This window comes from Amycolatopsis sp. WAC 01416 (genome assembly GCF_003947485.1).
GTDB lineage: Bacteria > Actinomycetota > Actinomycetes > Mycobacteriales > Pseudonocardiaceae > Amycolatopsis.
Map to the genome: position 1 here is coordinate 597,049 of NZ_QHHX01000003.1, position 25,086 is coordinate 622,134.

Annotated in this window: 23 protein-coding genes; 15 read left to right on the plus strand and 8 right to left on the minus strand. The window is 68.1% G+C overall.

The genetic code is table 11. The features are described 5' to 3' along the window. Positions 1 to 192 precede the first annotated feature (192 nt). Positions 193 to 576: a DUF6098 family protein gene (locus DL990_RS12720; RefSeq protein ID WP_233620449.1), complete on the plus strand. Its 384-nt coding sequence runs from the start codon at positions 193 to 195 to the stop codon at positions 574 to 576. 319 nt (positions 577 to 895) lie between these two features. Here the strand turns inward: DL990_RS12720 and DL990_RS12725 are convergent, their stop codons facing one another. Further along, the gene (locus tag DL990_RS12725) at positions 896 to 1,978 is read right to left on the minus strand and encodes a glutamate--cysteine ligase (protein WP_125798764.1); all 1,083 of its coding nucleotides are present in this window, start codon (positions 1,976 to 1,978) and stop codon (positions 896 to 898) included. A 72-nt stretch (positions 1,979 to 2,050) separates the two neighbouring features. Here DL990_RS12725 and DL990_RS12730 point away from each other — a divergent pair, with 72 nt between their 5' ends. Beyond that, positions 2,051 to 2,410, plus strand: a complete 360-nt coding sequence (locus tag DL990_RS12730; RefSeq protein WP_125788253.1) for a hypothetical protein — start codon at positions 2,051 to 2,053, stop codon at positions 2,408 to 2,410. Between the two features lie 10 nt (positions 2,411 to 2,420). On the opposite strand, the gene DL990_RS12735 is transcribed toward DL990_RS12730, so the two are convergent. After that, positions 2,421 to 3,356, minus strand: a complete 936-nt coding sequence (locus DL990_RS12735) for a universal stress protein (protein WP_125798765.1) — start codon at positions 3,354 to 3,356, stop codon at positions 2,421 to 2,423. Positions 3,357 to 3,453: 97 nt separating this feature from the next. Here DL990_RS12735 and DL990_RS12740 point away from each other — a divergent pair, with 97 nt between their 5' ends. After that, on the plus strand, positions 3,454 to 3,846 hold the full coding sequence (locus DL990_RS12740) for an STAS domain-containing protein (protein WP_233599141.1): 393 nt from the start codon (positions 3,454 to 3,456) through the stop codon (positions 3,844 to 3,846). 17 nt (positions 3,847 to 3,863) lie between these two features. Here DL990_RS12740 and DL990_RS12745 read toward each other — a convergent pair whose 3' ends face one another. The 4 genes from DL990_RS12745 to DL990_RS41235 all read right to left on the minus strand — a co-directional run bounded on the left by DL990_RS12745 (position 3,864) and on the right by DL990_RS41235 (position 8,235). After that, on the minus strand, positions 3,864 to 5,108 hold the full coding sequence (locus DL990_RS12745; RefSeq protein ID WP_125798766.1) for a CdaR family transcriptional regulator: 1,245 nt from the start codon (positions 5,106 to 5,108) through the stop codon (positions 3,864 to 3,866). A 22-nt stretch (positions 5,109 to 5,130) separates the two neighbouring features. Then, a complete protein-coding gene (locus DL990_RS12750) occupies positions 5,131 to 5,478 on the minus strand; it encodes an STAS domain-containing protein (protein WP_125788250.1) in 348 nt (115 codons plus the stop codon). 223 nt (positions 5,479 to 5,701) lie between these two features. Beyond that, entirely contained in the window at positions 5,702 to 7,888 is a 2,187-nt protein-coding gene (locus DL990_RS12755; protein ID WP_125798767.1) for a tetratricopeptide repeat protein, read from the minus strand. A gap of 188 nt (positions 7,889 to 8,076) precedes the next feature. Then, a complete protein-coding gene (locus DL990_RS41235; protein ID WP_158632604.1) occupies positions 8,077 to 8,235 on the minus strand; it encodes a hypothetical protein in 159 nt (52 codons plus the stop codon). Positions 8,236 to 8,495: 260 nt separating this feature from the next. Between DL990_RS41235 and DL990_RS12760 the strand changes: the two genes are divergently transcribed. The 3 genes from DL990_RS12760 to shbA all read left to right on the plus strand — a co-directional run bounded on the left by DL990_RS12760 (position 8,496) and on the right by shbA (position 11,084). Beyond that, positions 8,496 to 9,497: a hypothetical protein gene (locus DL990_RS12760; RefSeq protein WP_233599140.1), complete on the plus strand. Its 1,002-nt coding sequence runs from the start codon at positions 8,496 to 8,498 to the stop codon at positions 9,495 to 9,497. A 246-nt stretch (positions 9,498 to 9,743) separates the two neighbouring features. Continuing rightward, positions 9,744 to 10,430: a hypothetical protein gene (locus DL990_RS12765; protein WP_125798768.1), complete on the plus strand. Its 687-nt coding sequence runs from the start codon at positions 9,744 to 9,746 to the stop codon at positions 10,428 to 10,430. Positions 10,431 to 10,433: 3 nt separating this feature from the next. Continuing rightward, positions 10,434 to 11,084, plus strand: coding sequence for an RNA polymerase sigma factor ShbA (gene shbA, locus DL990_RS12770; RefSeq protein ID WP_125798769.1), 651 nt, complete (start codon positions 10,434 to 10,436; stop codon positions 11,082 to 11,084). Between the two features lie 12 nt (positions 11,085 to 11,096). Here the strand turns inward: shbA and DL990_RS12775 are convergent, their stop codons facing one another. Continuing rightward, entirely contained in the window at positions 11,097 to 12,032 is a 936-nt protein-coding gene (locus DL990_RS12775) for an SEFIR domain-containing protein (protein WP_158632605.1), read from the minus strand. A gap of 222 nt (positions 12,033 to 12,254) precedes the next feature. On the opposite strand from DL990_RS12775, the gene DL990_RS12780 reads away from it, so the two are divergent. The 7 genes from DL990_RS12780 to DL990_RS12810 all read left to right on the plus strand — a co-directional run bounded on the left by DL990_RS12780 (position 12,255) and on the right by DL990_RS12810 (position 23,555). Further along, positions 12,255 to 12,833 carry a toll/interleukin-1 receptor domain-containing protein gene (locus DL990_RS12780; protein ID WP_233598672.1) on the plus strand — a complete coding sequence of 193 codons (579 nt, stop codon included), beginning with the start codon at positions 12,255 to 12,257 and terminating at the stop codon, positions 12,831 to 12,833. A 3-nt stretch (positions 12,834 to 12,836) separates the two neighbouring features. After that, positions 12,837 to 14,468, plus strand: coding sequence for a CATRA system-associated protein (locus DL990_RS12785; protein ID WP_125798770.1), 1,632 nt, complete (start codon positions 12,837 to 12,839; stop codon positions 14,466 to 14,468). Positions 14,469 to 14,493: 25 nt separating this feature from the next. Next, positions 14,494 to 15,132: a hypothetical protein gene (locus DL990_RS12790; RefSeq protein ID WP_125798771.1), complete on the plus strand. Its 639-nt coding sequence runs from the start codon at positions 14,494 to 14,496 to the stop codon at positions 15,130 to 15,132. Beyond that, positions 15,132 to 18,218, plus strand: a complete 3,087-nt coding sequence (locus DL990_RS12795; protein WP_125798772.1) for an ATP-binding protein — start codon at positions 15,132 to 15,134, stop codon at positions 18,216 to 18,218. The genes DL990_RS12790 and DL990_RS12795 overlap by 1 nt, the downstream gene beginning before the upstream one ends. A gap of 53 nt (positions 18,219 to 18,271) precedes the next feature. Continuing rightward, complete coding sequence (locus DL990_RS12800; RefSeq protein ID WP_125798773.1) at positions 18,272 to 21,664, plus strand: hypothetical protein; 3,393 nt, start codon at positions 18,272 to 18,274, stop codon at positions 21,662 to 21,664. Positions 21,665 to 21,757: 93 nt separating this feature from the next. Continuing rightward, the gene (locus tag DL990_RS12805) at positions 21,758 to 22,447 is read left to right on the plus strand and encodes a DNA alkylation repair protein (protein WP_199746324.1); all 690 of its coding nucleotides are present in this window, start codon (positions 21,758 to 21,760) and stop codon (positions 22,445 to 22,447) included. Positions 22,448 to 22,535: 88 nt separating this feature from the next. After that, positions 22,536 to 23,555, plus strand: coding sequence for a hypothetical protein (locus DL990_RS12810; protein WP_125798775.1), 1,020 nt, complete (start codon positions 22,536 to 22,538; stop codon positions 23,553 to 23,555). 22 nt (positions 23,556 to 23,577) lie between these two features. On the opposite strand, the gene DL990_RS12815 is transcribed toward DL990_RS12810, so the two are convergent. After that, the gene (locus DL990_RS12815) at positions 23,578 to 23,961 is read right to left on the minus strand and encodes a nuclear transport factor 2 family protein (RefSeq protein WP_125798776.1); all 384 of its coding nucleotides are present in this window, start codon (positions 23,959 to 23,961) and stop codon (positions 23,578 to 23,580) included. A 123-nt stretch (positions 23,962 to 24,084) separates the two neighbouring features. Here DL990_RS12815 and DL990_RS12820 point away from each other — a divergent pair, with 123 nt between their 5' ends. Both DL990_RS12820 and DL990_RS12825 read left to right on the plus strand, forming a co-directional pair. Continuing rightward, complete coding sequence (locus DL990_RS12820; RefSeq protein ID WP_125781402.1) at positions 24,085 to 24,666, plus strand: PadR family transcriptional regulator; 582 nt, start codon at positions 24,085 to 24,087, stop codon at positions 24,664 to 24,666. Further along, on the plus strand, positions 24,659 to 25,081 hold the full coding sequence (locus DL990_RS12825) for a VOC family protein (protein WP_125798777.1): 423 nt from the start codon (positions 24,659 to 24,661) through the stop codon (positions 25,079 to 25,081). The genes DL990_RS12820 and DL990_RS12825 overlap by 8 nt, the downstream gene beginning before the upstream one ends. Positions 25,082 to 25,086: the final 5 nt, after the last annotated feature.

Here is a 25,086-nt window from a genome sequence, read left to right on the forward strand (position 1 = left end):
GAAACGCAACGGCCGGTGCAGCGAGGTTGTACGTCCACTGGCCGTGAGGTGGACCGGCGTGGGCAGCCCCGGCGGAGCAGGGCCGCCGGCGCGCCGGTCACCGAGTCCATCCTTCGCACAGGAGCGTTCGATGCGGCAGTTGGAATCCCTGGGGAACTCGCCGCGCTGGTCCGGCGACGGAAAAGCCTGTACGTGCGCTGGGCGCCGTCTCCCGAACGTCGCCCCGGCACGAGCCGGGACGAACTCACCGGCACGGAACTGCCGGGCCTCTCGGTGAACCCCCTCGATCCCGAACCGTGGTGGCGGGACCAGCCGCTCGAACTCTGGCCGGCCAGACGGCTTTACGACTACTGCCACCTCAGGCACGACCGGCCCCGCGAGACCAAACCGTGGGTGCTGGCGGGCCGGGTGGTCGGTTCGGGACCGGACAACGAGCCACTGCCGACCGACCCCGAACCCGTCGGGCGGATCTCCACCGCCGTCCTCGACGAGGCTCGCGGCCTGTTTCGCGAGCGAGCGCGGAACGACGCCGACTGCGGCCCGCTACGCCGGCCGTCAGAACTCGGCCAAACCTGACCGCCGCTTGCCGTCCGCCTGATCACGCGAGTTCCGCCTTCAATCACGCGAGTGACGCGAACCCGCCCCCTGTCGAGGGGTAGGCAAAGGTCGCGGGTCGCGGTGAGCGGTCCCTCGTGGCCGTTGGGCGACTGTGTCGCGAAAGCCACTTTCGGGACCCTAGGCGTCGCGAAAGTAGCTTTCGCGACACACTTCGACCATGGGGTTCAGCGAGGGGCCCCTCGTCGCCACACCCTGCCCCCGGACGTTGCGAAAGCCACGTTCGCAACGTTGAAGGTTGCGAAAGTGGCTTTCGCAACCTGCCACCTTGCCTTACCCCTCAACCCGGCCGGACGGCCAACAGGTCCACGACGTCTTCCGCGCGTTGACGCTTCTCGAACCGCGCCCGTTGCCGGTCGGCCCCGCTGCCTTCGGCGAACAGCTTGGCGAGGCCGTCGCGGACGAAGTCGAGGTCCCCGGTCTCCCCGAGCGCGCCGGCGGCGAAGGTGACGACGTCGTCGAGCACTTCGCTCGCCGGGGCGAGGTCGCCGGTCCGGAAATGCGGGCAGCGACCCGAAAGCCCTTCCCGCGACGCACGCCAGATCTGGGCCCGCAAGACTTCGTTGGACAAATCCACGGGGTGCTCCTCCGTGCCGAGCACCGTGCCGACCAGACCGCGGATCAGCACCCCGAGCAGCACCGCTTCGCCGGGAGTGACCGCGACGTCGGCGAACCGGAACTCCACGGTCGGCTGCTTCTCGGAAAGCCTTACGTCCCAATAGACCATCGCGCGATCGAGGATGGCGCCCGCGCGGAGCCAGGCGTCGACGATGCTTTCGTAGTGGTCCAGTGAGGTGAACAGCGGCGGCGAACCGGCCGAAGGCCAGCGGTTCCACTGCTGGTAACGCCAGCTGGCGTACCCGGTGTCGTAGCCGTCGCAGATCGCGGAATTGGCGGTCACGGTCAGCAACACGGGCAGGAAGGGCCGGACGCGGTTGATCACCCGGATCCCGGTTTCCCGGTCGGGGATGGCGATGTGGACATGACAGCCGCAGGTGTGCGACGTCCGCGCGGTCGCCCCGAAATGTTCGGACATCCGTTCGTAGCGCGGATTCGGTGTGATGGCGGGCAACTCCGTTTCCGCCAGTGGTGCGCTGCCGCTTGGCAGCAGACGGCAACCCCGCCGGGCGGCGCCTTCGGCCAGTTCCGCGCGCATCGCCGTCAGCTGCCGCTCGGCTTCAGCGTGTGTCCTGCAGACGTCGGTGGCCGATTCGGCCTGGGAGCGGGTGAGCTCCTGCTGGAGTTCGCCTTGATCCTCCTCCGCGGCGTCCACGACGGCGTCCCCCGCCGGGGAAAGGTGGCCGTCCCGGCCCACCACGAAGAACTCTTCCTCGACCCCGAAGGTGAGTACGTTGTCGTTCACAACCGCTGATACCCCCGGCCCTCTCGGCACAAACTTTGTTTTCGCAGGTCGTGGACGGGGTATTTCAGGGCAATGAACCCGAAGTCGGCGGAGCCGCCGTATCTGCTGGCCGCACAGGCCGGCACAGTCGTGCGCCACCTGTACAGCCGGCTGCGGACCGAGGAACAGGCCTCGCCTGGTGACCTCTGCCGCACCATCGGCGCGTTGCAGCAGCTCGCCGACGACCTCGCCAACGTCTTGCCCGGCTTGCAGGCACAACTCGAACAGAGCCTCCTGTCCGGTCAGGTCGGCGCGACCGACTCGGCGGAGGAGGCCTGGGCCAAGGTCGCCGACGTCGGCTACGCGCTCGCCCAGGCTCGCACGGGCGGTCTGCTGATGGCCGCGGAACTACGCGCTTCGCGGCGGACTCTCGGAGAACTCGCTTCCTCGTGACGTGCCGCGCTCAGCCCACCGGCTGAGCGCGGACCACCGCCACCGGGCAATGGGCGTGGTGCAGCGCGTCGTCGCTGATCGAACCCAGCAGCAGCCGCCGGAGATCGCCGTGATCGCTCCGGCCGAGCACCAGCAGCGCGGCCTCACTGGACTGCACGGTCAACGCCTGCGCCGCGGGTCCCACCCCGTGCACCAGCTCCACGGGGACCTCCGGATAGCGCTCGCGCCACGGCTCGAGCTGCCGGGCGACGAGCTCGTCTGCCACCTCCTGAGGGATACCGGGCGCCGGATCCAGTACCGGCCCGCCGAGCAGAGGTTCGCTCGCGGGGCCCCAAAGCGGCATGCGCGCGACGTGGACCGCGTGCACGGTGAGCCCGTGACGCGAGGCGAAGTCGAACGCGAAGCCCGCCGCCTGCGCGCTGTGCTCCGAGCCGTCGGTCCCGAGGATCACCGGCCCGCCCGGAGGCGGCTCGTCCCCGCGCACGACCACGACAGGACGTCCGGCGGTCTTGGTCACCTCGGATTCCGTCGAGCCGAGGACGGCCCTGGTGAACAACCCGGCGTGGGATTCGCCCAGCACGATCATCGCCGCGTCCGCCTCGTCGGCGACCGAGGTCAGGACCTGCTCCGGAGTGCCGCCGCGGACGACCGTGCGGACGTCGAGATCGGGCTCGGAGCGCTTCAGGGCCTCCGCCATCGAAGCGAGCTGCCGTCGAGCGGGCTCGACGGCAGCTTCGTCGGCGGCTTGCGGAACGGCTTCGTTCAGCGGCGTCGCGACAGGATCCGAGCCGGGCGGGGGAAGACGGTCGTGGGTGCAGTAGGCGAGAACGAGGCCGAGGCCGCGCGTTTTCGCCTCGGCGACCGCCCAGCGGACGGCGCGGCGTGCCTCCGGCGATCCGTCGAAACCGGTCACCACCGGCCCTGTGCCGGTCTGTGCAGCGGACATGGGACATCACCTCCGACGTGGGCGGTGATACCCGCTTTCGGCGGTCTTCAAGCGGCCGGACGGTTTCATCGCACCGGTCGGCTGGGTACTTCCACACATGACTTCTCTGTCGACGCCCCGCGCGCTTGACAAGAAGCGCGCCTTTTCAACGTCCTCCGGGCTGCGGGCACTCGAAGAACCGCGAGGGCGCCTCCACCTGCACGTGAGCAGGCCGACCAGGGAAACCGCGGTCGTCAAAGCGAACGGCGAGGTCGACCTCGCTACCGCGCCGAGGCTGTGGGAGATGCTGGACCAGCGGCTCCACGGCAGCGGCACCAGGTTGATCCTCAACCTGTCCGAAGTCGAGTTCTTCGGCGTGCCGGGCGTCCGGGTGCTCGAACGCGCGCAGCTGCTTGCCGAGGACACCGGCACGCAGCTCTTCGTCTTCCCCGGTGAATGCCGGTCCGCCCGACGGCTGCTCGACCTTTGTGACGGTCTCCGAGTCTTGTAGGCACCTTTCGTGACGCGTCACAAGGGGCCCGTGGCCGAGCGGGCCGCGAGGGCCGCCTGCAGCAGGGCGACGTGTTCGAGCCGGGTGGGGTCCAGCCCGGTGAGATCGGCGATCCGGCGCAGCCGGTAGTCGACGGTGTTGGGATGGACGTGCAGGGCGGCGGCGGTCTGCCGGCGTCCTCCGCGGCGAAGGAAGGTCTCCAAGGTGTGGACGAGTTCCTCGTTGCCGTCCAGCGGTGCCAGCCGGGTGGCCAGCCGGTCGAGCGCCGGGCCGGGGCGCGAAAGCTGGTACTCGAGCAGGACGTCGTCGAGCCGGTACAAGCCGGGTGGACGCCCGGATCCGGTGGCGACCGCGAGTACTTCCTGCGCGAGCCTCGCCGCCGCGGGCACCCCGGACGGCTCGGCCGCGGCGGTGCCGGCGATGACTTCCGCGCCCGCCGTGCGGGCGACGTCGGCAAGGACCCGCTCCAGCCGCGTCCAGTCGCGTGTGGACAGTTCCCCGGTAGGGGTTTCGTGCGGTAGCAAGGCGATGCCGCCTTCGGGGGTGAGCGAGGTCAGCACCGTGCCTCGGACCTGGCGCTCCAGCTCGACCCGGAGCCGCCGCAGTTTCCGGCGTCCGGCGACCAGCGGGTCGACCCCGGTGGTCGCCTCGTCCGGATGCGCCCCGACCGACGCCGCGAGCACGATGTAACACGGTGGCAGGCGCAGACCGGCCTGGCCTGCCGCGACTTCCGCCGGTTCGCCGTCGAGCAGGGCGGAGAGCACCGCGTGCCGCGCCGAACGCTCGTCGTCGAACATCGTCTGGCGCTCGTCGAGATACCCCGCGCCGACCGCGGGAGTGACCACTTCCAGATAACGCAGGGTGAGCGCGTTGACCGCGAGGACGTCGGCGACCTCGTTCGGCCGCGCGTCCGGCGTCAGCGATGCCCAGACCACCTCGATGCCGATGTGGTACGCGGTGAGCACGATGTCGATCGGGATGCCCTCCTCCGCGCGCCGGGCCGCCGATTCGCGGAGGAAGTCGAGCTCCTCCCTCGTCGGCGTGGACCCGGTGCGCAGAGTGTCGATGAACGAACGCAGGTTCTGCTCGATCACGTGCGTGATGTCGCCACTGAGTTCCTCGGCGGGCAACAGGCCGTACTCGGGGACGCGGGAGACGATCTCGGCGAGGACCGTCTTCGCGAGCGACGGCAGGACCTCGGTCAGCCGTTCCGCCAGTGGACGCCCGCCGATGCGGAACCCTGGATCCTTGTCACCCGTCACAACCGCCCATCATGACAGCTGGTCAGCGAGTGAGCGCGTCCCGTGCCGAATCGAGGGTCGGGTGCACGGTGAAGACGGCGTCGAGGCCGAGCAGCGACATCGGGCGCAGCAAAGCTCGCTCCCGAGTGACGATGACGAACGGGACGCCCGCCTCTTCGGCCTTCGCGCGGACCTGCACGAGAGCGGTGAAACCGGACGAATCACAGAAGCTCACAGTGGACAGGTCCGCGATCAGCGCCGCCGGAGTGAACAGGAGCTCCTCTTCCATCGCCCGTCGCAGATCGGCGGAGACGGCAAGATCGATTTCACCCGACACGGTGATGACCGTGTCGGTACCGGACGCGGTGACCGAGATGTCGAGAGGGGACACGAATCTCCGTGCTGACCGAGGCGGATCGGATGCGGGAGCGCGGTAGTCGGTCAAGTGGACTCCTTGCCGGTATGGGGGCCGGCTCCTGCCCCGGAGGGCATGCCGGACCCGGAAGAAAGGACCCGGCGGCTGGTGTCTGAACCGCGACAGGGGTCAACCGTAGCAGCCTTGCGGGTCGACCCGCCGGATGAGCGGCGTCCGGACTCGTCGCCGGTATCCCGGCTCAGGCCGTCGCGCCTCCGCGCGCACGGCTTTCACCGACCATGACCTCGTCGAGATCGGGATGGACCTCGTCGGCTCGATTCCACAGGTCGGCCGCCAGCTCGGTGGAGCCTTCAGCAGCCGCGACGTTCCCGAGGCCGACGTAGGCGCGCGCGGTTTCGTACCGGCTTCCGCAGGCTTCGGCGCGGTCCGCGGCCGCGCGATAGGCTGAGGCGGCCTGGTCGTGACGCTCCGTGTGAAACCAAGCCCAGCCCATGCAGTTGAGGGCCATCGCGGCGTCGAGGTCCAGCCCCAGTTCGTCGAAGACGGCCAACGTTTCGGCGGCGAGCGTGGCGGCTTCGACCGGCTGCCCGAGCGCCGTCAGGACCAAGGCGATCCCGCGGTCGGTGATCGCGGCGTTGCGGCGATTGCCGTCACGGACGTAGGCCGCGTGCGCCTGCCGGAGATCTCGCAGCGCGTCGTCATGGTTGCCCCGATAGTGCTCGGCCCAGCCGCTGTGCGCGAGTGTCGTGGTTTCCCCGTGACCGTCACCGATCTGCCGGAACAGCGCGAGCGCTTCGCCGTAGCATGCCGATGCTTCGTCCAGATCGCCGCGATCGACGTGCGCGACCCCGAGATTGGCCGTGGTGGTGGCGAGCGCCCACCTGTCGCCGACGGCCTCGGCGGACGCGCGCGCCCACCGATGGGTTTCCAGCCAGGGATCCCAGAGTTTTGCCACGAAGAAGTAGTCGCGCAGGAAGAAGGCGAGCTGCCAGCACCGGTCGTACTCACCGCGTTCATGCGCCGTCCTGCACAGGGCGACCAGCCCGGGCCATTCGGCGCGGAACCAGGACATCGCCATCTCGCCGTCGTCCAGCCGTGCCGGTTCCGGGATCCCCGGGTCGAAGACGATCTCCGGGACGAAGCGGTGCGGGGTGAGTTCCTTATCGGCCTGAGCCGCGGTTCGCACTGCGAAGGCGGCCAGCCTTCCGAATGCTTTCATTCCGTCCTCCGCGTCGGTCAGTACGAATTCGGTCGCGAACGCGCGCAGCAGGTCATGGAATCCGTAGCGGTCGGATTCCGGTTGGGTGAGCAGATGGGCTTCGTGTAAACGGTCCAGCAGCCGATCGGTCTCCCGGAACGAAAGCGCGCTCAGCGCACTCGCGGTATGGATGTCGACGTCGGTCCCGGGGTGGACGGTGAGTAGCCCGAAGAGCCTCGCTTCGGCGGCGCTCAGCTGCTTGACGGACAGCCGGAACGCGACGGCGAGCGAGCGTTCGCCGTCGTCGAGCTCGCCGAGACGAGCTGTTTCGTCGGCCAGCCGCCGCTCCAGTTCCGCGACGTCCCAAGACGGGTGAGCGCGAAGCCTCGCCGCGGCGATCCGGATCGCGAGGGGGAGCCGGGCGCATCGTTGGACCACCCGGGTGACGGCGGCGCTGGAGGGAACACCGGTGACCGTGGTGAAGAGGCCGACCGCCGCATCGAGCGGGAGCATGTCCAAGGAGATGTGCGCGGCGTCGTCGAGCGCGCTGAGCCGGGACCTGCTCGTGATCAGCACCCGGCATTTCGGCTCGGCCGGGAGCAGCGGGCGCACTTGAGCCGCGTTGACCGCGTTGTCGAGTACAAGGAGCACGCTGCGGCCCCGAAGCCGGGACCGATACAGCGCCGCCCGATCGGCAGGATCGGCCGGGATGCGGTCCGCCGGCACGCCGAGGACGCGCAGCAGTCTGTCGTGCACCGCGGCGGACTCGCCGGATTCGTCGCGCAGATCGACGAACAGGCAGCCGTCGGCGAATCCGGACTCCAGCCGGTGCGCGCACCGCACCGCGAGTTCCGTCTTGCCCACGCCGCCCATGCCGGACACGACGCAGACGCCTCCGTCGGCTTCGAGCGCCGTGCGGATCGCCCGCAGTTCGGCGGTTCGCCCCGTGAAGGAGGGCGTCGCCGGCGGTAAGCCGGACGGCCGGACGTCCGGCCGCGTCCTGCGCCGCACGGGTTCACCGGGCAACAGCGGTTTCAGCGCTCCCTCCGCACCGAGTTCGGTCTCGCACAATGCGGCGAGTGCGGGGTTCGGCGCGGAAAGCCCGGTCTCGACCTTGCTGAGGTAGCCCTTGCTGTAGTGGGTGCGAACGGCGAGTTCGGTGAGTGAAAGGCCGGCCGCCTTGCGGCGGCGTCTCAGCTCGGCTCCGAACGTGGCTCTCTCGTTCATCGGCCCCCACCCTCGTCGGAGGATCAGTATGGCCGTGTGGAAGACGTTTCGGCAGCCGCCTCCGGCCGTCGGCCGGATCCGTGGACCCGGCCGGCGGCCGCGTGTGCGTTCCATGGTCGTCGATCGCCCTCAGCCGAAAACGAAGCCGAGCAGGGCCAGGATCAGGCCGATGGTGTGGGTCTGCATGGTCAGTCCACCTCCTTTCCGTGTGTGGCGACCGCCGGCTGGACCGGGTTCGCGGGCGCGGTTCCCTGTGCGCCGCCGAGCACCACCCCGACGACGAGCGCGATCACCCACAGCCAGAAAGCCAGCCGTAAGAGCAGTGAAAGCGAGCACATGACCTTCATTCCGACTCCTTGGGTGTGCGCGTCAAGGCAGCACTCGACAGCACGGAAACCGCTGGTTGGAGTGTTATTCGCCGCGAATTTCGGCGACTCACCAAGAATGCGTCGCGGGTCTGGCAGCGACAAGGAGTTTCCTGTTTCCCGTATGGGCGGGAAAGGGAAACCCGAATAACGATCGTCGATACACGACCGCGACCGGCTGGACACGGGCCGCCGGGCTGACGACTATTGACCACCGTGCTCGAACCATTAGGGGAGGACTGGTGACCGTCAGCGCTGTTGATCTCGCCGGCGAATTGAAGCTGCTTCGACGGGGTAGGGGAATCGCGGCACCTCACCTCGCCGAGCGGGCGGGTCCCGCGCTGCGCGCGGTCTGCGGAACGGCCGGGGATGCCGGAAACGCGGCGATCCGGAGCATGCTGAGCGAATGCCTGTCCGAGTGGTCGCGTTCGTTGCCCGAGGATCTGTGCACCGCTGTGCTGGCCGCGCTCGGACTGCACCCGGAGGCGGTGCACCCCTTCTATCAGGAACGGGTGAGCTGGCTGGCCGGGCATCTGCAGCGTGACGACCGGACCGCCCGCCGACGTATCGACGAAGGAATCGATCGGCTCGCCGAGGTCGCCGTGGCGTCCACGAACGAATCCTTCGAAGCGGAAGCGGTCCAGCCCAGTAGGAGGTGGCACACGGAGGAGCTGCGAGTGACGCTGGCGCTCGACCAGCCGGTTCCGGAGGTTTTCGAGTTCCGCCGGATCGTCGCGGACGCCGACGACATCGCCGAGCTGGACCTCGCCCTGACCCTCACCGACTCGGTCTATCGGGGTGAAGCAATCGGCGCCGACGATCTCCGGGTGGACGTGTTCCACGGTGGACGGCTGATCGGCCGGGCGATGGAATCCACTGATCGCGTCGGCTTGGCGTTACACCTGCCCGAACCGCTTCAACGGCAGAGCAAACACGAGATCGCATTGCGGTTCAGAGCGGAATTCAGGCACCCGCATTTCGTCTGCGTCCCCCGTCATCCGGTCGACCTGTTCGATCTGCACGTCCGGTTTCCCCTGCCGATCCCGGCGGAAGTGGTGCGGCTGGAGCGGGTCTTCCAGGACGACGCGAGTGATGAGGCGGCGCGAGGATTCTCTCTGACGCCGGACGCTTCCGGCGAGGTCCATGTCCAGTTCCGGCGCCTGACACCGGGTTTCGCCTATGGAGTGCGATGGAGGGCGCCAGTACCGCTTGGGGAACCTCTCGTGAGCGGTAAGGACGGCTAGCGAGTCAACGCGTGCCGGTGTGCGGGCGGCGGTTTCGGGTGTCCGGCGGACGACACACGTGTCGTCCGCCGGATCACACGTGCCGTCCGTCCTGACACGCGAAACCGCCGGATCGGTCTTCAGCCACGCCGACGCCGGGCCTCCGGCGTGTAGTGATGCTGTCCATGGCGGCGAACCACTTCGGCTACGCGCTGCCGGAAGAGAAGGGCCTCCCGCACCAGGTCGTCGGCGTAAAGCTCTTATGTCGTGAAGGGCCCCTTTGAGACCTTCATCGTCTCAAAGGGGCCCTTCATGACATCCCCACGGACCGCGACCACTCGCTGCCGGTGCAGGACGGTTGCGGTTTCGCTACCGGTTATCGCGCCGTGGCGAAGACTGTCCTTGATTTGCGGGCTGTTTCACAACGGACAGAATCAGGACAAGAAACCGCGAGCCGCAACGTCGCGGCAGCTTTCCCCGATCACCGGGTATTCGGACCACGAACGCCCGGGGGAGAGCATGGGAACCGCCACTGGCACCACGGCTGTGGGAAACGGCACGGCCGGTGCCCTGATCGTCGTCGTGATCGTCGTTCTGTACCTGGGCTATACCGCCTTCAAGAGACATGGATTCCGGCCGCGGCGCGTGGAAACGACACTGAGCGGGCAGCAGCTGCGGCAGGTCTTCAGGAGAACGGTCGCGAGGAGGGGCTGGTCCATCGCGGACGACGGAAATCCCATGATCGCCCACTCCGCGGCACTCGACGCGGTCCGGCAACGGATCGCTCTCAGTGTCTCCGAGACGAACGGGCGCACGGTAGGTGAACTGGCCGCCATTCTTCCCGGGAAGAAGACGCTCGGTGATACGACTAAGGCGTACAGCCTCCGGTGGCGGATGAACTCCTTCATCGCACAGGTCCGCCGGCTCGACTCCACCGCGAAAGTGGTGGATTGATCGATGGCGACCATCGACACTCGCCTTATCGGCGGCGAAATGCAGGGATACCGCACCTTGGCGAATTTGCCACGCCCGTCGGGCCGGCTGACCAAAGAGGTGCTCGCCCCGCTCGTCGTGGCGGCGAAGAGCGGCGATCCGGACGCGGTGCACGCCTTGCTGGCCGTCGTGAAGCCGATGCTGGTGCGCTACTGCCGCGCGCGGATGGGCGGCCGCGACCTTTCCTACCTGTCGGCCGACGACGTCGCGCAGGAGGTATGCCTCGCTGTCTTCAAGATGTTGCCCGCCTACGAGGATCGAGGTGGCTCGTTCCTCTACCTCGTGCGGGCGATCGCGGCCAACAAGGTCGCCGACGCCTTCCGCATGGTTTCCCGTGACCGATCCGACCCCGTGCCCGAGCTGCCGGAGGCCGGACCGGTCCGCAACGAGCCGGAGAGCCACGCGCTCGATGTCGACCTCGGCGTGCGGTTGGGCAGGCTCGTCGCCAAGCTCCCGAGAGTGCAGCGGGAGGTGCTCACCCTGCGGATCGTCGTCGGGTTGACCGCCACCGAGACCGCGGCCGCGCTCGGGTTGACACCGGGGAATGTACGGGTCAAGCAGCACCGCGGCTTGGTGAGACTTCGTGAACTGGTACGGGAAGAGGGCGACTTCTGAGGCGGACGCCTGCTAATCCAGGACGGGGTCGCCCCAGGCCAGTTCCGGGAACCATTTGGTTTCAGTCGTGCCAGGGCGGTGGAATTCCAGCCGAAGCGTCAGCACCCCGGTGACGCCGATGTCGATCGTGGCCGGTTTTCCCAGCGCGACCTTGACCTCGGGTGACGGTCTTCCGTCGAGGAGCACGCGAAAGTGCCCGACCTGGAAGGGTTCCACGGCGTCGTCGAGGACGCCGGCCACCGCGGTCAACCTTCGGTAGGCCATTCCGAGGTCCACTTCGACGAAGGCGAGTCGCTCCGCCTCTCGTAGGACGATGCTGTCCGCGTAGTGGACGTCGTTGATCCGCGCGCCTTCCGTCCGGACACCGCCGCTGCACGCCCGCCATTCCAGGCCGGTCGCCAGCGACGTCCGGTGCGGTCCGGCCGCGCTCGCCGCGCCGCCGGACCACCGGCCGCGCTCGGGCCGCTGGTGCCGGGCTCTGCCGGTGATCGCGGCCAGCAGATCCTCCACGCCCTCCTCGGTGAACGCGTCGACCGGGTACCTCGTGGTGGAGAACGGGTTGAGGAAGTTCGGGATGTCCTCGACGGACTGCTGGGGGAACACGACCGGGAGCACCCGTTTGATCTCGCGGCCGAGATCCCTGGTCAGCCGATCGCGGATCCGCGCCGCCTCGAACTGGGATCCCCGTCCTTCGTCGGACGCAGCCGTTCCCTCCGCGCGCCGTTTGTACTCCGGGGAAGCGATGACCACTACGAAATTCGCCGTGTCGAGGTGCTTCAACGCCCACAATGACCAGTCGCGACGTTCGTTGTCGTCCCATTGATCAAGGTGCACTTCGAGGCCGATCCGGCTGTGCAGGAAATCTGCGAAGAGGCGAACCCGATCTTTGTGCTCCGGTGAATCGTGTGCGTAAGTGACGAACACGTGCGGCGGCTCGTTGTCGGCCATCGAAACTCCTGTCAGGTGAAGGTGACCCATTCTGCGGGTGCGTCGCATTCTTGACGATCGCACGGTCGAAGGCACTCGTTGTCACCCGCTTGTCATCTTTCTGTCTTTCCGTACTCGCCTGCGCTGCGGTGTCCACTTTTTGTCTTGTTTTTGGACCTTTTTAGAAACCCTCACGGGCCCCTACGATCAGGTCTGTCCGGCGGATCGGGGTGCGAAGGGGCGATGACGCTCGTGTACGAGTACGACGTGTTCATCAGTTATCGCCGTGGTGGAGGCGACGCCCCGGACTGGGTGCGGAATCATTTCCTTCCTCGTCTGCGGAGACTTTTCGACGACAATGTCGACTATGACGTCAAAATATTCCTGGAGGACAGCGTTCCCGTCGGAGGAAAGTGGCCACAGGAGATCCGGGACGCGTTGCAACGCACCCGGATCCTGATCCCGGTCTGCTCGCCGAAGTACTTTCTCGACGAATGGTGCCTTGCCGAATGGCACACCATGGCGAAACGAGAGGAAATCGTCGCGAAGGCGGGCCGGCTGATCTACCCGGTGATCTTCAGTGACTCGGAATACTATCCCGGCTACGCCCACGAACGTCGTATGCGCAGTTTCCGGAACTGGAACAAGCCGCATCCGCAGTATCAGAACACCCTTGAGTACCTCGACTTCGACCGCGAGGTCGAGCGGATGGTGGAGGAACTGGTGGAGATCATCGCGCAGGCGCCGCCGTGGTGTCCCGAGTGGCCGGTCGAGACACCTTCGCCCGAACCGCCAAGACCGTCGAAGCTGCCGAGGTTCTGACCCATGCCGGGAACCGTGGTCACCTTCTACTCCTACAAGGGCGGCGTCGGGCGGAGCTTCACCTTGGCCAATATCGCCGTTCTGCTGGCGCGCTGGGGATATCGGGTGCTGTGTTTGGACTGGGACCTCGAGGCGCCCGGTTTGGACACCTACTTCCGGCCGATGATGAGCGCGCCTCCGTCGGGCGGCGTCGTGGACCTGATCGACGACTTCCGCGATGGCAGGCTTCGCCCTGGCGCGCATACGACTCGGCTGAAAGGCAAGGTGAAGCTCGACGTCATCACGGCAGGCCGGGCGGACGCCGCCTACGTCGGACGAGTGCAGGACCTCGACTGGGAAGCCCTCTACGAGCAGGGTTTCGGCGACTACCTCGAAGAATGCCGGGAACGGTGGACGGCCGACTACGACTACGTGCTCATCGACAGCCGGACGGGGATCTCCGACATAGGGGGAATCTGCACCGCCCATCTTCCGGATCGGCTCGTCGTCCTGTTCACGGCGAACGTGCAGAGCATGAAGGGCGCGGTCGAGATCGCCGAACGTGCCAACGCCGCTCGCGACCGCATGCCCTACGACCGGCCGCAGCTGACCGTCCTGCCAGTGCTCTCGAGATTCGACGCCCGCGAGGAATACGCCCGCTCGGAGGAGTGGCGGCGTATCTGTCTCGAAGAGACCAAGGACCTGTTCCGCAGCTGGCTCGACCGCGATGTCTCGCCGGACCTGATGTCGCGTCATCTGACCTTGCCGTACGTCTCGTTCTGGACCTTCGGCGAGCAGCTCCCCGTGATGACGGAACTCAGCCCGACTGCCGACCAGATCAGTTTCGCGCTGGAAACGGTCGCGGCGGTCGTGGCACACGACTTCGACCGGACGGACCTGCTCGCGGAGAACCGGGACGCCTATGTCGCCGCGATCCGTGCGGAGAAACGAACGTTCGGCCACGACGTCCGGGTCAGCACGACCAGATCGACGATGCGGCTCGCCGACGACCTCATGAAGTACCTTGCCGAGCTCGGTGTGCGCCCGGTGTTGTCGTTCTCGGGGGAACGGTCACTGCTCGACAAGACCGGGGACGACGCCAAGCATCTGTGCCTGATCGTCGACGGGGAAGTGAGCCGGTGGCAGTCGGCCGAGGTCGAGCTGTTCCTGCACCGGACCCTCGGTCAGGATCGCCGGGTCGTCCCGGTGCTCACCGAGGACACCGAGCCGAACACGCTGCCGGGCTATGTGGGCAATCTCAGGCATCTCCAGTTCGGCCCGTCCCGTGGGCCGGTGGAGATCGCCCGGAATCTGGTCGATCAGCTCACGGGAACGACAGCGCTCGTCGAGCCGGGTGAGCTCGACGTCGCCGGTGTGCTCCGGCAAGCCGCTCGCGCGCGACTGCGACCGCTGATGTGGGGACCGGTGGAAGAGATCGTCACCGAGCTGCAGATCGCGATCGGAGCGGGCGAACGGGATCGCGTTCAGGATCTCGCCGAGGAGCTCATGTCGGTGACGCGGCCACGAGCGACCGACGCGGAGCCGGGCGGTCGCTTGCTTGCGCCACCGGACACCCGCATGGCGATCGAGTGGGCCATGCGGGCCGCCGAGGCGAGGGTCACACGACACGGATTCAGCGGATTTCTCGATCAGTAGGAATCGGGTATGGGAAGGATCACGGATGACGGATCGATTGGGACAGAAGCAGATCGCGGCGATGCTCGTGCTGATGGTGATCGCGCGCGAGATGTCGAATCCGGAGCTGGACGAGATGGTGGGTTTCACACTCGACGGGAAGGAACGCCGCCAGCTCAACGATCTCGATCTCGTCAGCAGTGACCGTAGCAAGGTGCTCCGCGGCCGTCCGTTCGTGCACGAGTTGACCGAGTACGGCTGGGCCTGGTGCGAGGAGGAGCTGAGCACGGAGGGGGTGCCGTCGCCCCGGACCAGCCTTGGCAGCGCCCTGTACGTTCTGCTCGGCGGCCTCGGCAGACACCTCCGGCGGGAAAGGCTCCGCCTGGCGGACCTCTTCATACCCGAAGTCCAGCTGACGGCGGAGGAGATCGAGACCCGGATCCGGATCGCGTACCGCAAACTGTCCCAAGCTCCGCGCGACTGGGTCGGGCTGGTGGACCTGCGGCCGATGCTCGGCGAAGCGTCCACTGTGGACGTGGATGCGGTCTTGAAGGAACTCAGCCGCTCGGGGCAGGTCCGCCTGGTCCCGGAGTCGAATCGCAAGGCGCTCACCGCCGCCGCTCACGCCGCGGCCGTCCGTATCGGCGGTGAGGACAACCATCTGCTCTCGATCGAGGAGCCGTGATGGATCCTCAAGCGGCGCTCTCGGCCCTGCGCTTCGACTGGGCCGACACACCCGATCACGTGTGGCGCGATTCGCCCTACCACGTCGACGGCCTCCACACGGGTGTCCTGGCGCAAGTGGGGGCCGGGATCAGGGAGGCGGTCTCCAGTGACGGCCCGAGTCCGATCGGGCTCGTCCTCCAAGGAAAGAAGGGTGTCGGCAAGACACATTTGCTCGGGCTCGTCCGAAAGCAGGTGCACGAGGCTCGCGGCTACTTCTTCCTCAACGATCTCACGGCCGGCGACGCGTTCTGGGAGAACACGGCGGAAGCGTTACGCCGGGGCCTTTCGCGACTGGACGGTTCCGGTGTTCCCCAGCTGACCAGCTTCCTCCGGCGCGTTTGCCTTCGCGCGAGCATCGACGCGAACGTCACCAAGAAGATCTTGGACGGGGGTGGCCTGTCGAAAGGCGATGTCGACTCGTTCGTCGACGGCCTGCGTGCCTTCGATCGGGACGTCGCGAGGGAATGTGCCGACACGGCACGAGCGCTGGTGCTCTACGCGAGTGAGGATCCGAGCAAGAACTACGTCGGGGACGACTACCTCGGTGTGTTCCCGGAGTCGAAATCCGGGGACCGCCGCAAATGGGGGATCCGGTCGGCTCCCAAGTCCGCGGCGACCCAGGTCAAGAACATCACGAGGCTGCTCGCGCTCACCGGCCCGATCGTGGTCGCCGTCGACCAGCTCGACACCCTGGTGGCCCGCTCCGCGGTGACCGCCGAGCAGGTGCGTGACAGCGCCGAAGAGGACCTGCTCGTCGCGCAGATCGCGGACGGGCTCATGGGGCTGCGGGAGGTGACCAGACGGACCATGACGGTGCTCGCCTGCCTGCCCGGCACTTGGGAGCTGCTCAAGAGGAAGGCCACGGACACGGTTCCGGACCGCTTCCGGGAGGCCGAGTTCCTCGGCCGGGTCACCGACGCGGAGGTCGGCAGGGCTCTGGTCGAGAAGCGTCTCGGAGTCGCGTACGAGGCGATGAAATTCGTGCCGCCCCACGCCACTTGGCCGGTGTCGCCCGTCGCGTTCGACGGTGTCTGGGAGGAATTGTCCCCGCGGGATGTGCTGAAACGGATCGTCGCGCACGTCGATTCCTGTGTGCGGGCGGGACGGATCATCGAGCTGACCACGTTCGACGAACGAGGCGTGCGGTCGGCCGGCCCGCCGCGGCCCGCGATGGCCGCCGATCGGTTCGTGGAGCTGGACAAACGGTTCGAGGAGCTTCGCTCGGAGGCCGACCCGTCGGCCCTCCTCGACCCGAAGGTCGAGGACAAGGTGATGCCGAGGCTGCTGTCCGCGGCGCTTCGGGGATGGATCACCGAGGTCGGCGATGACAACCTTGAATGGGTCTACGGGGCCAAGAGCGACCGGAACGAGCTGCACGCCTGGCTCACCCGCACGGTGGACGAGACGTCAGACCTGGAAGAGCATTGGGCGTTTCGGGCCATCGCGGCCTCGCATCCCATCGCCGTGCTGCACCGGTTCCGCAAGGCACGCTCGGCCGCCGGAGTGCGGAAGGGGGCCGAGAACCGGCATCTGGTCGTGATCCGCAACCTGGCGTGGTCGGGAGGGATCAAGACCCAAGCGGAACTCAAAGCGTTCGAAAAGGACGGTGGCAGGGCACGCGAACTGTCCGATGCGGACATCCGCACGTTCTGGGCACTCGACAAGATGTTCGCCGAGGGAAGCCGGGAACTCCATGAGTGGCTCGTCGACCGGCGCCCCGCCGGCCGGTCGGAACTCCTGGCGGAAGTCCTGCCAGAGTCCCTTCAGCGATCTTCGCCCGGATCCGTTGAGGCGCAGGCACCGGCCGCCGAAGGGGAGATCACCCTGGGCACCGTGACCGGCACTGGGAAGCCGGTCAGGATCGAACTCGCTGCCTTGCGTAAGCACGCGGCGATCTTCGCCGGCTCGGGTTCCGGGAAAACGGTACTGCTGCGACGGATCGTCGAGGAGTGCGCGCTGCAGGGCGTTTCGGCGATCGTGCTGGATCCGAACAACGACCTCGCCCGGCTCGGTGACGCCTGGCCGGAGCCGCCCGAGGCATGGCGAACGGACGACGCCGAGCTCGCCAAGCGGTATCTGGCCGAGACCGATGTCATCGTGTGGACCCCGGGGAGGGCAGGCGGCCGACCGCTCGCGTTCCAGCCGTTGCCCGATTTCGCAGGGGTTCTCGACGACGAGGACGAGTTCAACGCGGCCGTCGAGGTCGCGGTGGCCACGCTGGCTCCGCAGGTGAAGCTGACCGGAAGCACCGCGAAGACCACTGTCGGCCTCGCGGTGCTGCGGCAGGCCGTCGTGCACCACGCCCGTACGGGGTCTCGGAGCCTGCCTGAACTCATCGAGGTGCTCGAAGACCTGCCCGACGGGGTGAGCACCCTGAACGATGGGAGGAAACTGGCGGCCGAACTGGCCGAATTGCTGAAAGCCTCCATGGTCAACGATCCGCTTTTGGCGGGCGGCGGCGAGCCTGTCGACCCGGGGCTCTTGCTCGCTCCCGGGGAAGGAAAGCGGGCAAGGGTCTCGGTCATCAGTTTCGTCGGGCTGCCTTCGGAGAAACAGCGGCAGAACTTCGTCAACCAGCTTCAGATGGAGCTCTTCGCCTGGGCCAAGCGGAATCCGGCGGGTGACCGGCCACTCGGCGCACTCTTCGTCATGGACGAGGCACAGATGCTCGCCGCGTCGGGAACCCTCACGGCGAGCACCCGCAGCACCATCGTGCTCGCCTCACAGGCCCGGAAGTACGGTCTGGGACTGCTGTTCGCCACACAGGCACCGAAGGGCCTGCACAACCAGGTCGTCGGCAACGCGATGACGCAGTTCTTCGGCAGGCTCAACAGCCCGGCCCAGATCGCCGCGGCCAACGAACTCGCCAGGGCCAAGGGCAGCCCCGTCGACGACATCTCACGACTGGAACGCGCCCAGTTCTACGTGGCGGGGGAGGCGTTCGGCTTCCAGCGGGTGACCACTCCGCTGTGCCTCACCCACCACCCGGCCAGCCCGCTCAGCGTCGAGGAGGTGCTCGCCCGCGCACGCGCCGAAGCCGAGTGAAGCCGTAGCCCGTTCGCCCCATCAACTGTGCTCGCTGGAAGGGATTTCGCACCATGGCAGGAATCTTCATCACCGTCCGGTCCGGTGACGGTCAGGACCGGATCCGGGATCTCGAACGGAGTCTGGCTCACGTGTTCGGAAAGGACCAGGTTCTCCGGTCCGTCGGTTCAGCGTCGGTCCTGGTGGTGCCGATCGGCACCGAGGGGCTCGACGAAGAGGGCCGGGAGGAGCTTGCCGAGGCGCTGCGACTCGGCAAGAAAGCGGTCCCCGTCCTCATCGAAGACGACGAAGACTCCGAGGACGCCGTCATGCCGGACGAGATCGCCGGGCTCTCCCGCCTGCGATACCGGCGGCTCGGCGGGCGTACGGCGGAACAGGACATCGCCGGCCTGATCACCGAACTGATCCGCGTCGCCCCGGAATTGGGCATCGGCGTCGTCAAAGGCCTCGAAGACCTGCCGGAGTGGCTCGATTCCTGGCGGCACGAGACGAGTCCCGTACTGCCCGTGGAGCTCCCGGTGCTCGGCCGGGCCAGGGAAGTCGACCGGCTGTGCGCGTGGCTGGACGCCGCGCCATCCGTCCTGCCCGTGTACGCCGGCAGCCGTACCGAGGCAGCGGCGTTCGTCGCGACCGCGCTGGCGGCCCACCGGCCAGGACTTCGAGCGGTGCGAGTGTCCACCCAGGAAGGCCGGCGTCACTGCCGGGACCTGGACGGTCCTTTCGTCGCCGTGATGGACGGGGTCGACGTGGGGGAGGGCGACACCGGTGGTGGCCATGTCGTCGTGGTGCGGCGCACGCCGGAGCGGAGTGGTGCCGAGGTCCTGGTGCTGCCCGGGATTCCCCGCGACGAGGCGGCCGAGGCGTTCGCGGCGGCAGGTGTCCCGCCCGCCGACGCGCATACGTACGCGGATCTCGCTCGGCGCGGTCTCGGCAGTCTGCGCCGCAGGCTGAGTGTCGCCGGTGCTCTCCCGAAGTGGGTGAACCCGCTGGAACGCGATCTCGCCGCACCGCTCCTGCTGGTCGGCCGATGGTCGGCGGGATCCCGGCACGATCTGGACGAGATCGCGGTGATCACCGGGCGGGAGACCGACGAGCTCGGACGCTTTTTCGCCAGATCCGAGGTCGGCGACGACCCACTGCTGGCCCGGTCGGGCGACGGGATGCGGTTGGCCGATCCCCACGATGCCTGGGCGCTCCTCCATGGCCGGCTGAGCGCGCAGGATCTGCGACGCTGGCACGAGGAAGCCGTCAAGGTGCTCGGCGAAAGAGAGCCCGGGCGGAAGTGGTCGGCGGAACTGAGGCACGGGCTGGCAAGGAGCGTGGCGCTGCTGGCGGCCGAGGGAGAGACGACGTTGTCCGGTGGCGGTACGTGCGCCGACCACGCGACGCGGTTCGTTCGTGAACTGCTCGGACGAGCCAACGACGACGCGGCCGGAGTGCTCTGGCGGTCACTCGCCGATGTACTGCCTTTGCTCGCCGAAGCCGCACCTCATGAATTCCTCAGTGCTGTCGATCACGCGCTGACCAGTGATCCTTCGCCACTGAGCGGCGCTATCGACGGTCTCACGGCGGCTTTGGAAACGGTCAGCTGGTCCGACGACGCGTTGCCGATGGTGGTCTCGCTGCTGGCCGAACTGACGCGGCCGGGGAGGGAGGCGGGTGACCAGCCGCTCGAATCGCTGATCACCCTCGTGCAGCCGTGGTACCCGTACCTGGACCTGCCCGCCGGGCAGCGGACGGACCTGGTCAAGGCGATCGGACGGCGCTCTCCGGAAGCAGGCTGGCGGTTGGCTCTCGCACTCCTGCGCGGGCCGCGAGGACACCTTCTCGCGAGTCCGCGGCGTCCCCGGATCCGTCTCGAATGGACAGTCCCGGCACCACCGGTGGCCGTCTCCGACGGGCCGGAGTTCGAAGACGAGTTGGTCGCTTCGGCGTTGGCCGCACTGGGGGAACGGCCTCATCGGTGGTGCGAGTTCTTCGAGCGGCTGCCCGAGCTGACCACCGCGCAGTGGGACCGCGTCGTCGAAGCCCTCACGAGGCTGGACGCCGAACGGCTCTCGGCGGACGAACGGCTGCGCCTCTGGGGGCTGCTCACCGCGCTGACCGCCGAGCATCGCCACTACGACGGCGCGGACTGGACGCTTCCGGAAGAATTGCTGCAATGGCTGGAATCCTGCGCCGAAATGATCGAACCCGCGGTCAATCCGGGGCGTCACGGCCTGTTGTTCGGGCGGGATCCGTACCTGGAGGGCGGCGACTCTCTCGATCCGGAGGCTCGTGACGCCGAGATCGATCGTCTTCGCCGCGACGCTGTGAGTGGCGTCCTACGCGAGCACGGTGTCGCGGGACTGAGTGCTCTCGCCGCAGAGAGCGCGCAGCCCAGACTCGTCGGAGAGGTCGCGGCCCAGGTAGCGGTGGACGACCTTCAGGAAGACGCGCTCGCAGAACTGGGTCGCGAGGACTGGGCGGCAGGCTGGGCGGGCGAGAGGGCGCGGTCCCAGGGCGAAGAATGGCGGCAGGAGGTCGCGACGCAGCTCAAGGAACAGGACAGACTGGTCGACTACCTCCTGGCCATCCCGGTGGACCACGCGGCGGCGCTTTTCGATTCCGCCGACGACGCGGTTCTCGAGAGCTACTGGGCTCACGTGGATCCGTGGCCGCTTCCGGAAGGGGAGGAGTCGTCCTTCGTCACGCGACTCGCCCGGCGCCGGCCGTGGGCCGCGGTCCAGGCGCTCGCCTTGGGCGTGCGTGCGGCAGAGCCGCTTCCTTTGCCCGCCTCCCTGGTGGAAGAGGTGCTGCTCCAGGCGTCCGTCGATGGCATCGAACCACCCGATCGCAGGGCCGTCGCGAATGTGGCGCCGCTGCTGGACCAGCTGGTCGAGGCCGGGGGTTCGGACGTCGCGGTCGCGCGGTTGGAGCTGCGGTTCCACACGGCGCTCAAGCACCATCGGCAACCGTGGAGCCTCCAGCGGATTCTCTCCGAGAGCCCGGGCGCGTTCGCCGAACTCTGCACCCTGATCCATCCCGCGGACGACGACGTGCCGAGCGTCGAACTGGTCAACATGTGGCTGACGGTCTTCGAGACGCGCACCATGCCGGGTGGTATCGACGGTGTCGCGCTCAAAGCCTGGGTTTCGCGCGCCCGAGCGGAGTTCGCCGAGCGCGGCCGGGCCGAGTTCGGCGACCGGGCGATCGGCACCGTGCTGGCGAGCGGTTCGCCCGTTCCGGACGGCATGTGGCCGCCGGAAGCGGTCCGGGACGTCTTGGACGTCGTCGACGGCGGGTATCTCCGGGAAGGCTTCGCCGGCGGCCTGACCCTCCAGGACGGCGACTCGCGGGATCTCGCGCAGCGTCATCGCGGCGCGGCCCGGCGGATCAACGTCGGCTGGCCGCGGGTCGCCGCGCTCCTGCGTGAGCACGCCGACGAGCTCGCTCGGCGCGGGTAGCGGTCGAAGTCGCCCGTGTGGAGGGGCCGAACGGCTCCTCCACACGGAACGCCTCGTAGGCTGAATGCCACAAACGGTGGACGGGAGGCCGAGGTGACCGGGATGACGACGGCCGAGGTGCTGGCCGAACTGGCCGCACTCGACGACCCGCGCGCACGTCAGGTGAACGAGAAACACGGCGACGACCACGGGGTCAACCTCGGCAAGCTGCGCGCGCTCGCGAAGCGGCTGAAGACCCAGCAGGAGCTCGCCCTGGAGCTCTGGGAAACGGACGATACCGCGGCGAAACTGCTCGCGTTGCTGATCTGCCGTCCGAAGGCGTTCGAGCGTGACGATCTGGATCGCATGGTGCGCGAAGCACGCACCCCGAAGGTGCACGACTGGCTCGTCAACTACGTGGTCAAGAAGAATCCGCACGCCGAGGAGCTGCGCCTGGCCTGGTCCGCCGATCCGGATCCCGTGGTCGCGAGCGCCGGGTGGGCGCTGACCACCGAGCGGGTGGCGAAGAAACCCGAGGGCCTCGACCTCACGCGGCTGCTCGACGTCATCGAGGCGGAGCTGAAGACCGCGCCGGATCGCCTGCAGTGGGCGATGAACCACTGCCTGGCGCAGATCGGGATCGACCACGCGGAGCACCGTGCCCGGGCGATCGCCATCGGGGAGCGCCTGGAGGTGCTCAAGGACTATCCGACCCCGCCGAACTGCACGTCGCCGTTCGCGCCCGTCTGGATCGCCGAGATCGTGCGGCGGCAGGAGGAGCGGGCGGGCGCCGCGACCCGCTGACGACTCTGCCGATCGGGTGACGCGGGCAACGGCCGCCGCCCGGCGGGCGTGATCCGGCCGAACCTGTTTCGGTACTGAGGGGATCCGCATGGACATCGGCCTGGTCAAACGATGCGCGGCGGCAGGCGTCGCCGCCGTCGCACTTTCCGTTTCTGTTTCGGCTCCGGCCGCTGCGAGCCCGGCGCCAGGCGCCGCGACGTGCTCGTATCAAGTGACGCCGGTCGCGGTGCCGCCTGGCGCCGAACGCCAACGGGTCGACGTCGTGGCGACCGATGGCGCGGGCAACTACTCCGGCACCGAGATCGTCGGCTCGTCCGGCGCGTACCGGCTCGTCCTGTGGCATGGGGACGACCCCGAAACCGTCGAGCCGCCCAAGGGATTCGACTCCGTCGCGCCCCGCTCCCAGAACCGGTCGGGCACCGTACTGGTCAACGCCGTCTCGGTCGCGGACAGGAAACGGCAGATCTTCTTGTACCGCGACGGCAACTATGAACCGCTCGCGATACCGGACGGTTTCGTCGATCCGCGGGGGGTCGCGATCAACGATCTCGGCGAGATCGTGGCCACGGCGAATCCGGTCGGCGGCACCGGCTCCGTGGTGATCGCGTGGCTGAGCCACGCCGCCGGTCCCGTGATCATCGCGCCGCCCGAACTGCCCTACGCCTCCGCTGTCGACATCGACCAGGACGGCACCATCATGCTCGGCGACGGCTATTCGGCTTATCTGTGGCGGGCCGGCAAGCTGACCGCGTTGCCGCCGTCGCCCGAGGTCCCGGTGTTGTCGCGAGGCATCAGCGCGGGCCGCGCGGTCGGGACGATCCTCGACGCGAAGGGGCCGAAAGGCGTGGTCTGGACCGGGAACATCCCGGAACTGCTCGAAGGCGGCGGCGCGGCGGAGAGCATCAACCGGCACGGCCTGATCGCCGGCCGCGCCCGTGCCTGGGACGGACCGCCCGTGGTCTGGCAGGGCACCCGCCTGGCGGCGGAGCTGCCGCTTCCGGCCGGGTCGACCTCCGCGAGGGCGGACCTCGTCAGCGACGACGGGACCGTCTTCGGGAATGCCGACGCCGGCGCCGGTCCGGTGCACTGGCGCTGCGCGGTCCGGTGAACCGTCGCGGGCGGCGGAAAGCTCAGCCGAGCGCGTCCGCCTTGATGGCCTCGAACTGGGCGCCCATCCGCGCCGCGAGCGCCTCCGCCGCCCGCAACGGCCGGACCATCACCTTGAAGTCGATGATCTTGCCGTCGGAGTCGAAGGTCAGGAGGTCGCAGCCGTTGATCTCCAGCCCGTCGACCGTCGCTTCGAACTCGTACACGTGGTGCGCGCCGTCGTGGATTTCGCGGACATAGCGGAAGTCCTCGAACACCCGCAGGACGCCGCGCAGGATCGCGGCGGTGATCGCCTTCCCTTGGTAGGGCTTGAACGCCACCGGGCTGGTGAAGACCACGTCGTCGGCGAGCAACGCCTCGATCGCGGCGGCGTCCTTCGCTTCGACTGCCTGGCGGAACGTGGGCATGACGATCTCCTCATAGTCAACTTGTTGAGTAGACGTCGCCGAGCGTAGGTGATCACCATGCCGGTGTCCATCAAAGTGCCTAATCAACTTTGCGACTAATCCGCCCGGGGCTATCATCGCGCCATGGCGCTGCGAAACGCGATCCTCGCGACGCTGCTGGACGGCGAGTTCTCGGGCTACGACCTGGCGAAGAGTTTCAACGCGTCGGTCGCCAACTTCTGGACCGCGACGCCGCAGCAGCTCTACCGCGAGCTGGACAAGATGGAAGCGCAGGGCCTGGTGGCGGCGCGGGTCGTCGAGCAGCGACGGCGTCCGAACAAGCGGCTCTTCTCCCTGACGGACGCCGGCGCGGCCGAACTCGCCGAATTCACCACGCGGGCGCCGAAACCGACCGCGATCCGCGACGAACTGCTGGTGCGGATCCAGGCGGTCGAGGCGGGTGACGACAAGGCGGTCCGGCGCGCGGTCGCGGACCGGATGGCCACCGCCGAAACGAAACTCAAACGGTTCGAACGCCTCCGGGAACGCCTTCTCGGCGAAGCCACGGAGGTGGAGTTCCTCGCCACCGCGCCCCGCGTCGGCCCGTATCTGACCCTCGCCCGCGGGATGGCGTTCGAACAGGAGAACATCCGCTGGTGTGCACAGGTTCTCGCGGTCCTCGACCGGCGCGCGACCGCGAACGACGGAGGGGAACGGCTTGGTTGAGCGGAAGAAGGGCCCGACATTTCGTCAGGTGGTGCTGGATTGCGCCGACGCCCGCGAGCTGGCGGAGTTCTACCGGCGGCTGCTGGTGTGGGACTACCGCCCCGGGGACGAACCGCCCGCGCCCGGCGCCGGCGACAAGGACTGGCTGGTGCTGAGAAATCCGGACGGCGGGGCGCAACTCGCCTTCCAGCAGGTCGATCGGCTGCCGCAAGCGAGCTGGCCGGACGCCGAACCGGTACCCCAGCAGCTGCACCTGGATCTGACCGTGGACTCGGTCGAGGAACTCGAGGAGCAGCACGCCCGCGTCCTCGAACTCGGCGGGCGGCTCCGGTACGACCGCAGCGAAGATCCGGAAGAACCGTTGCGCGTGTACGTCGATCCGGCGGGGCATCCGTTCTGCGTCTTCGTCGCCTGAAGCCC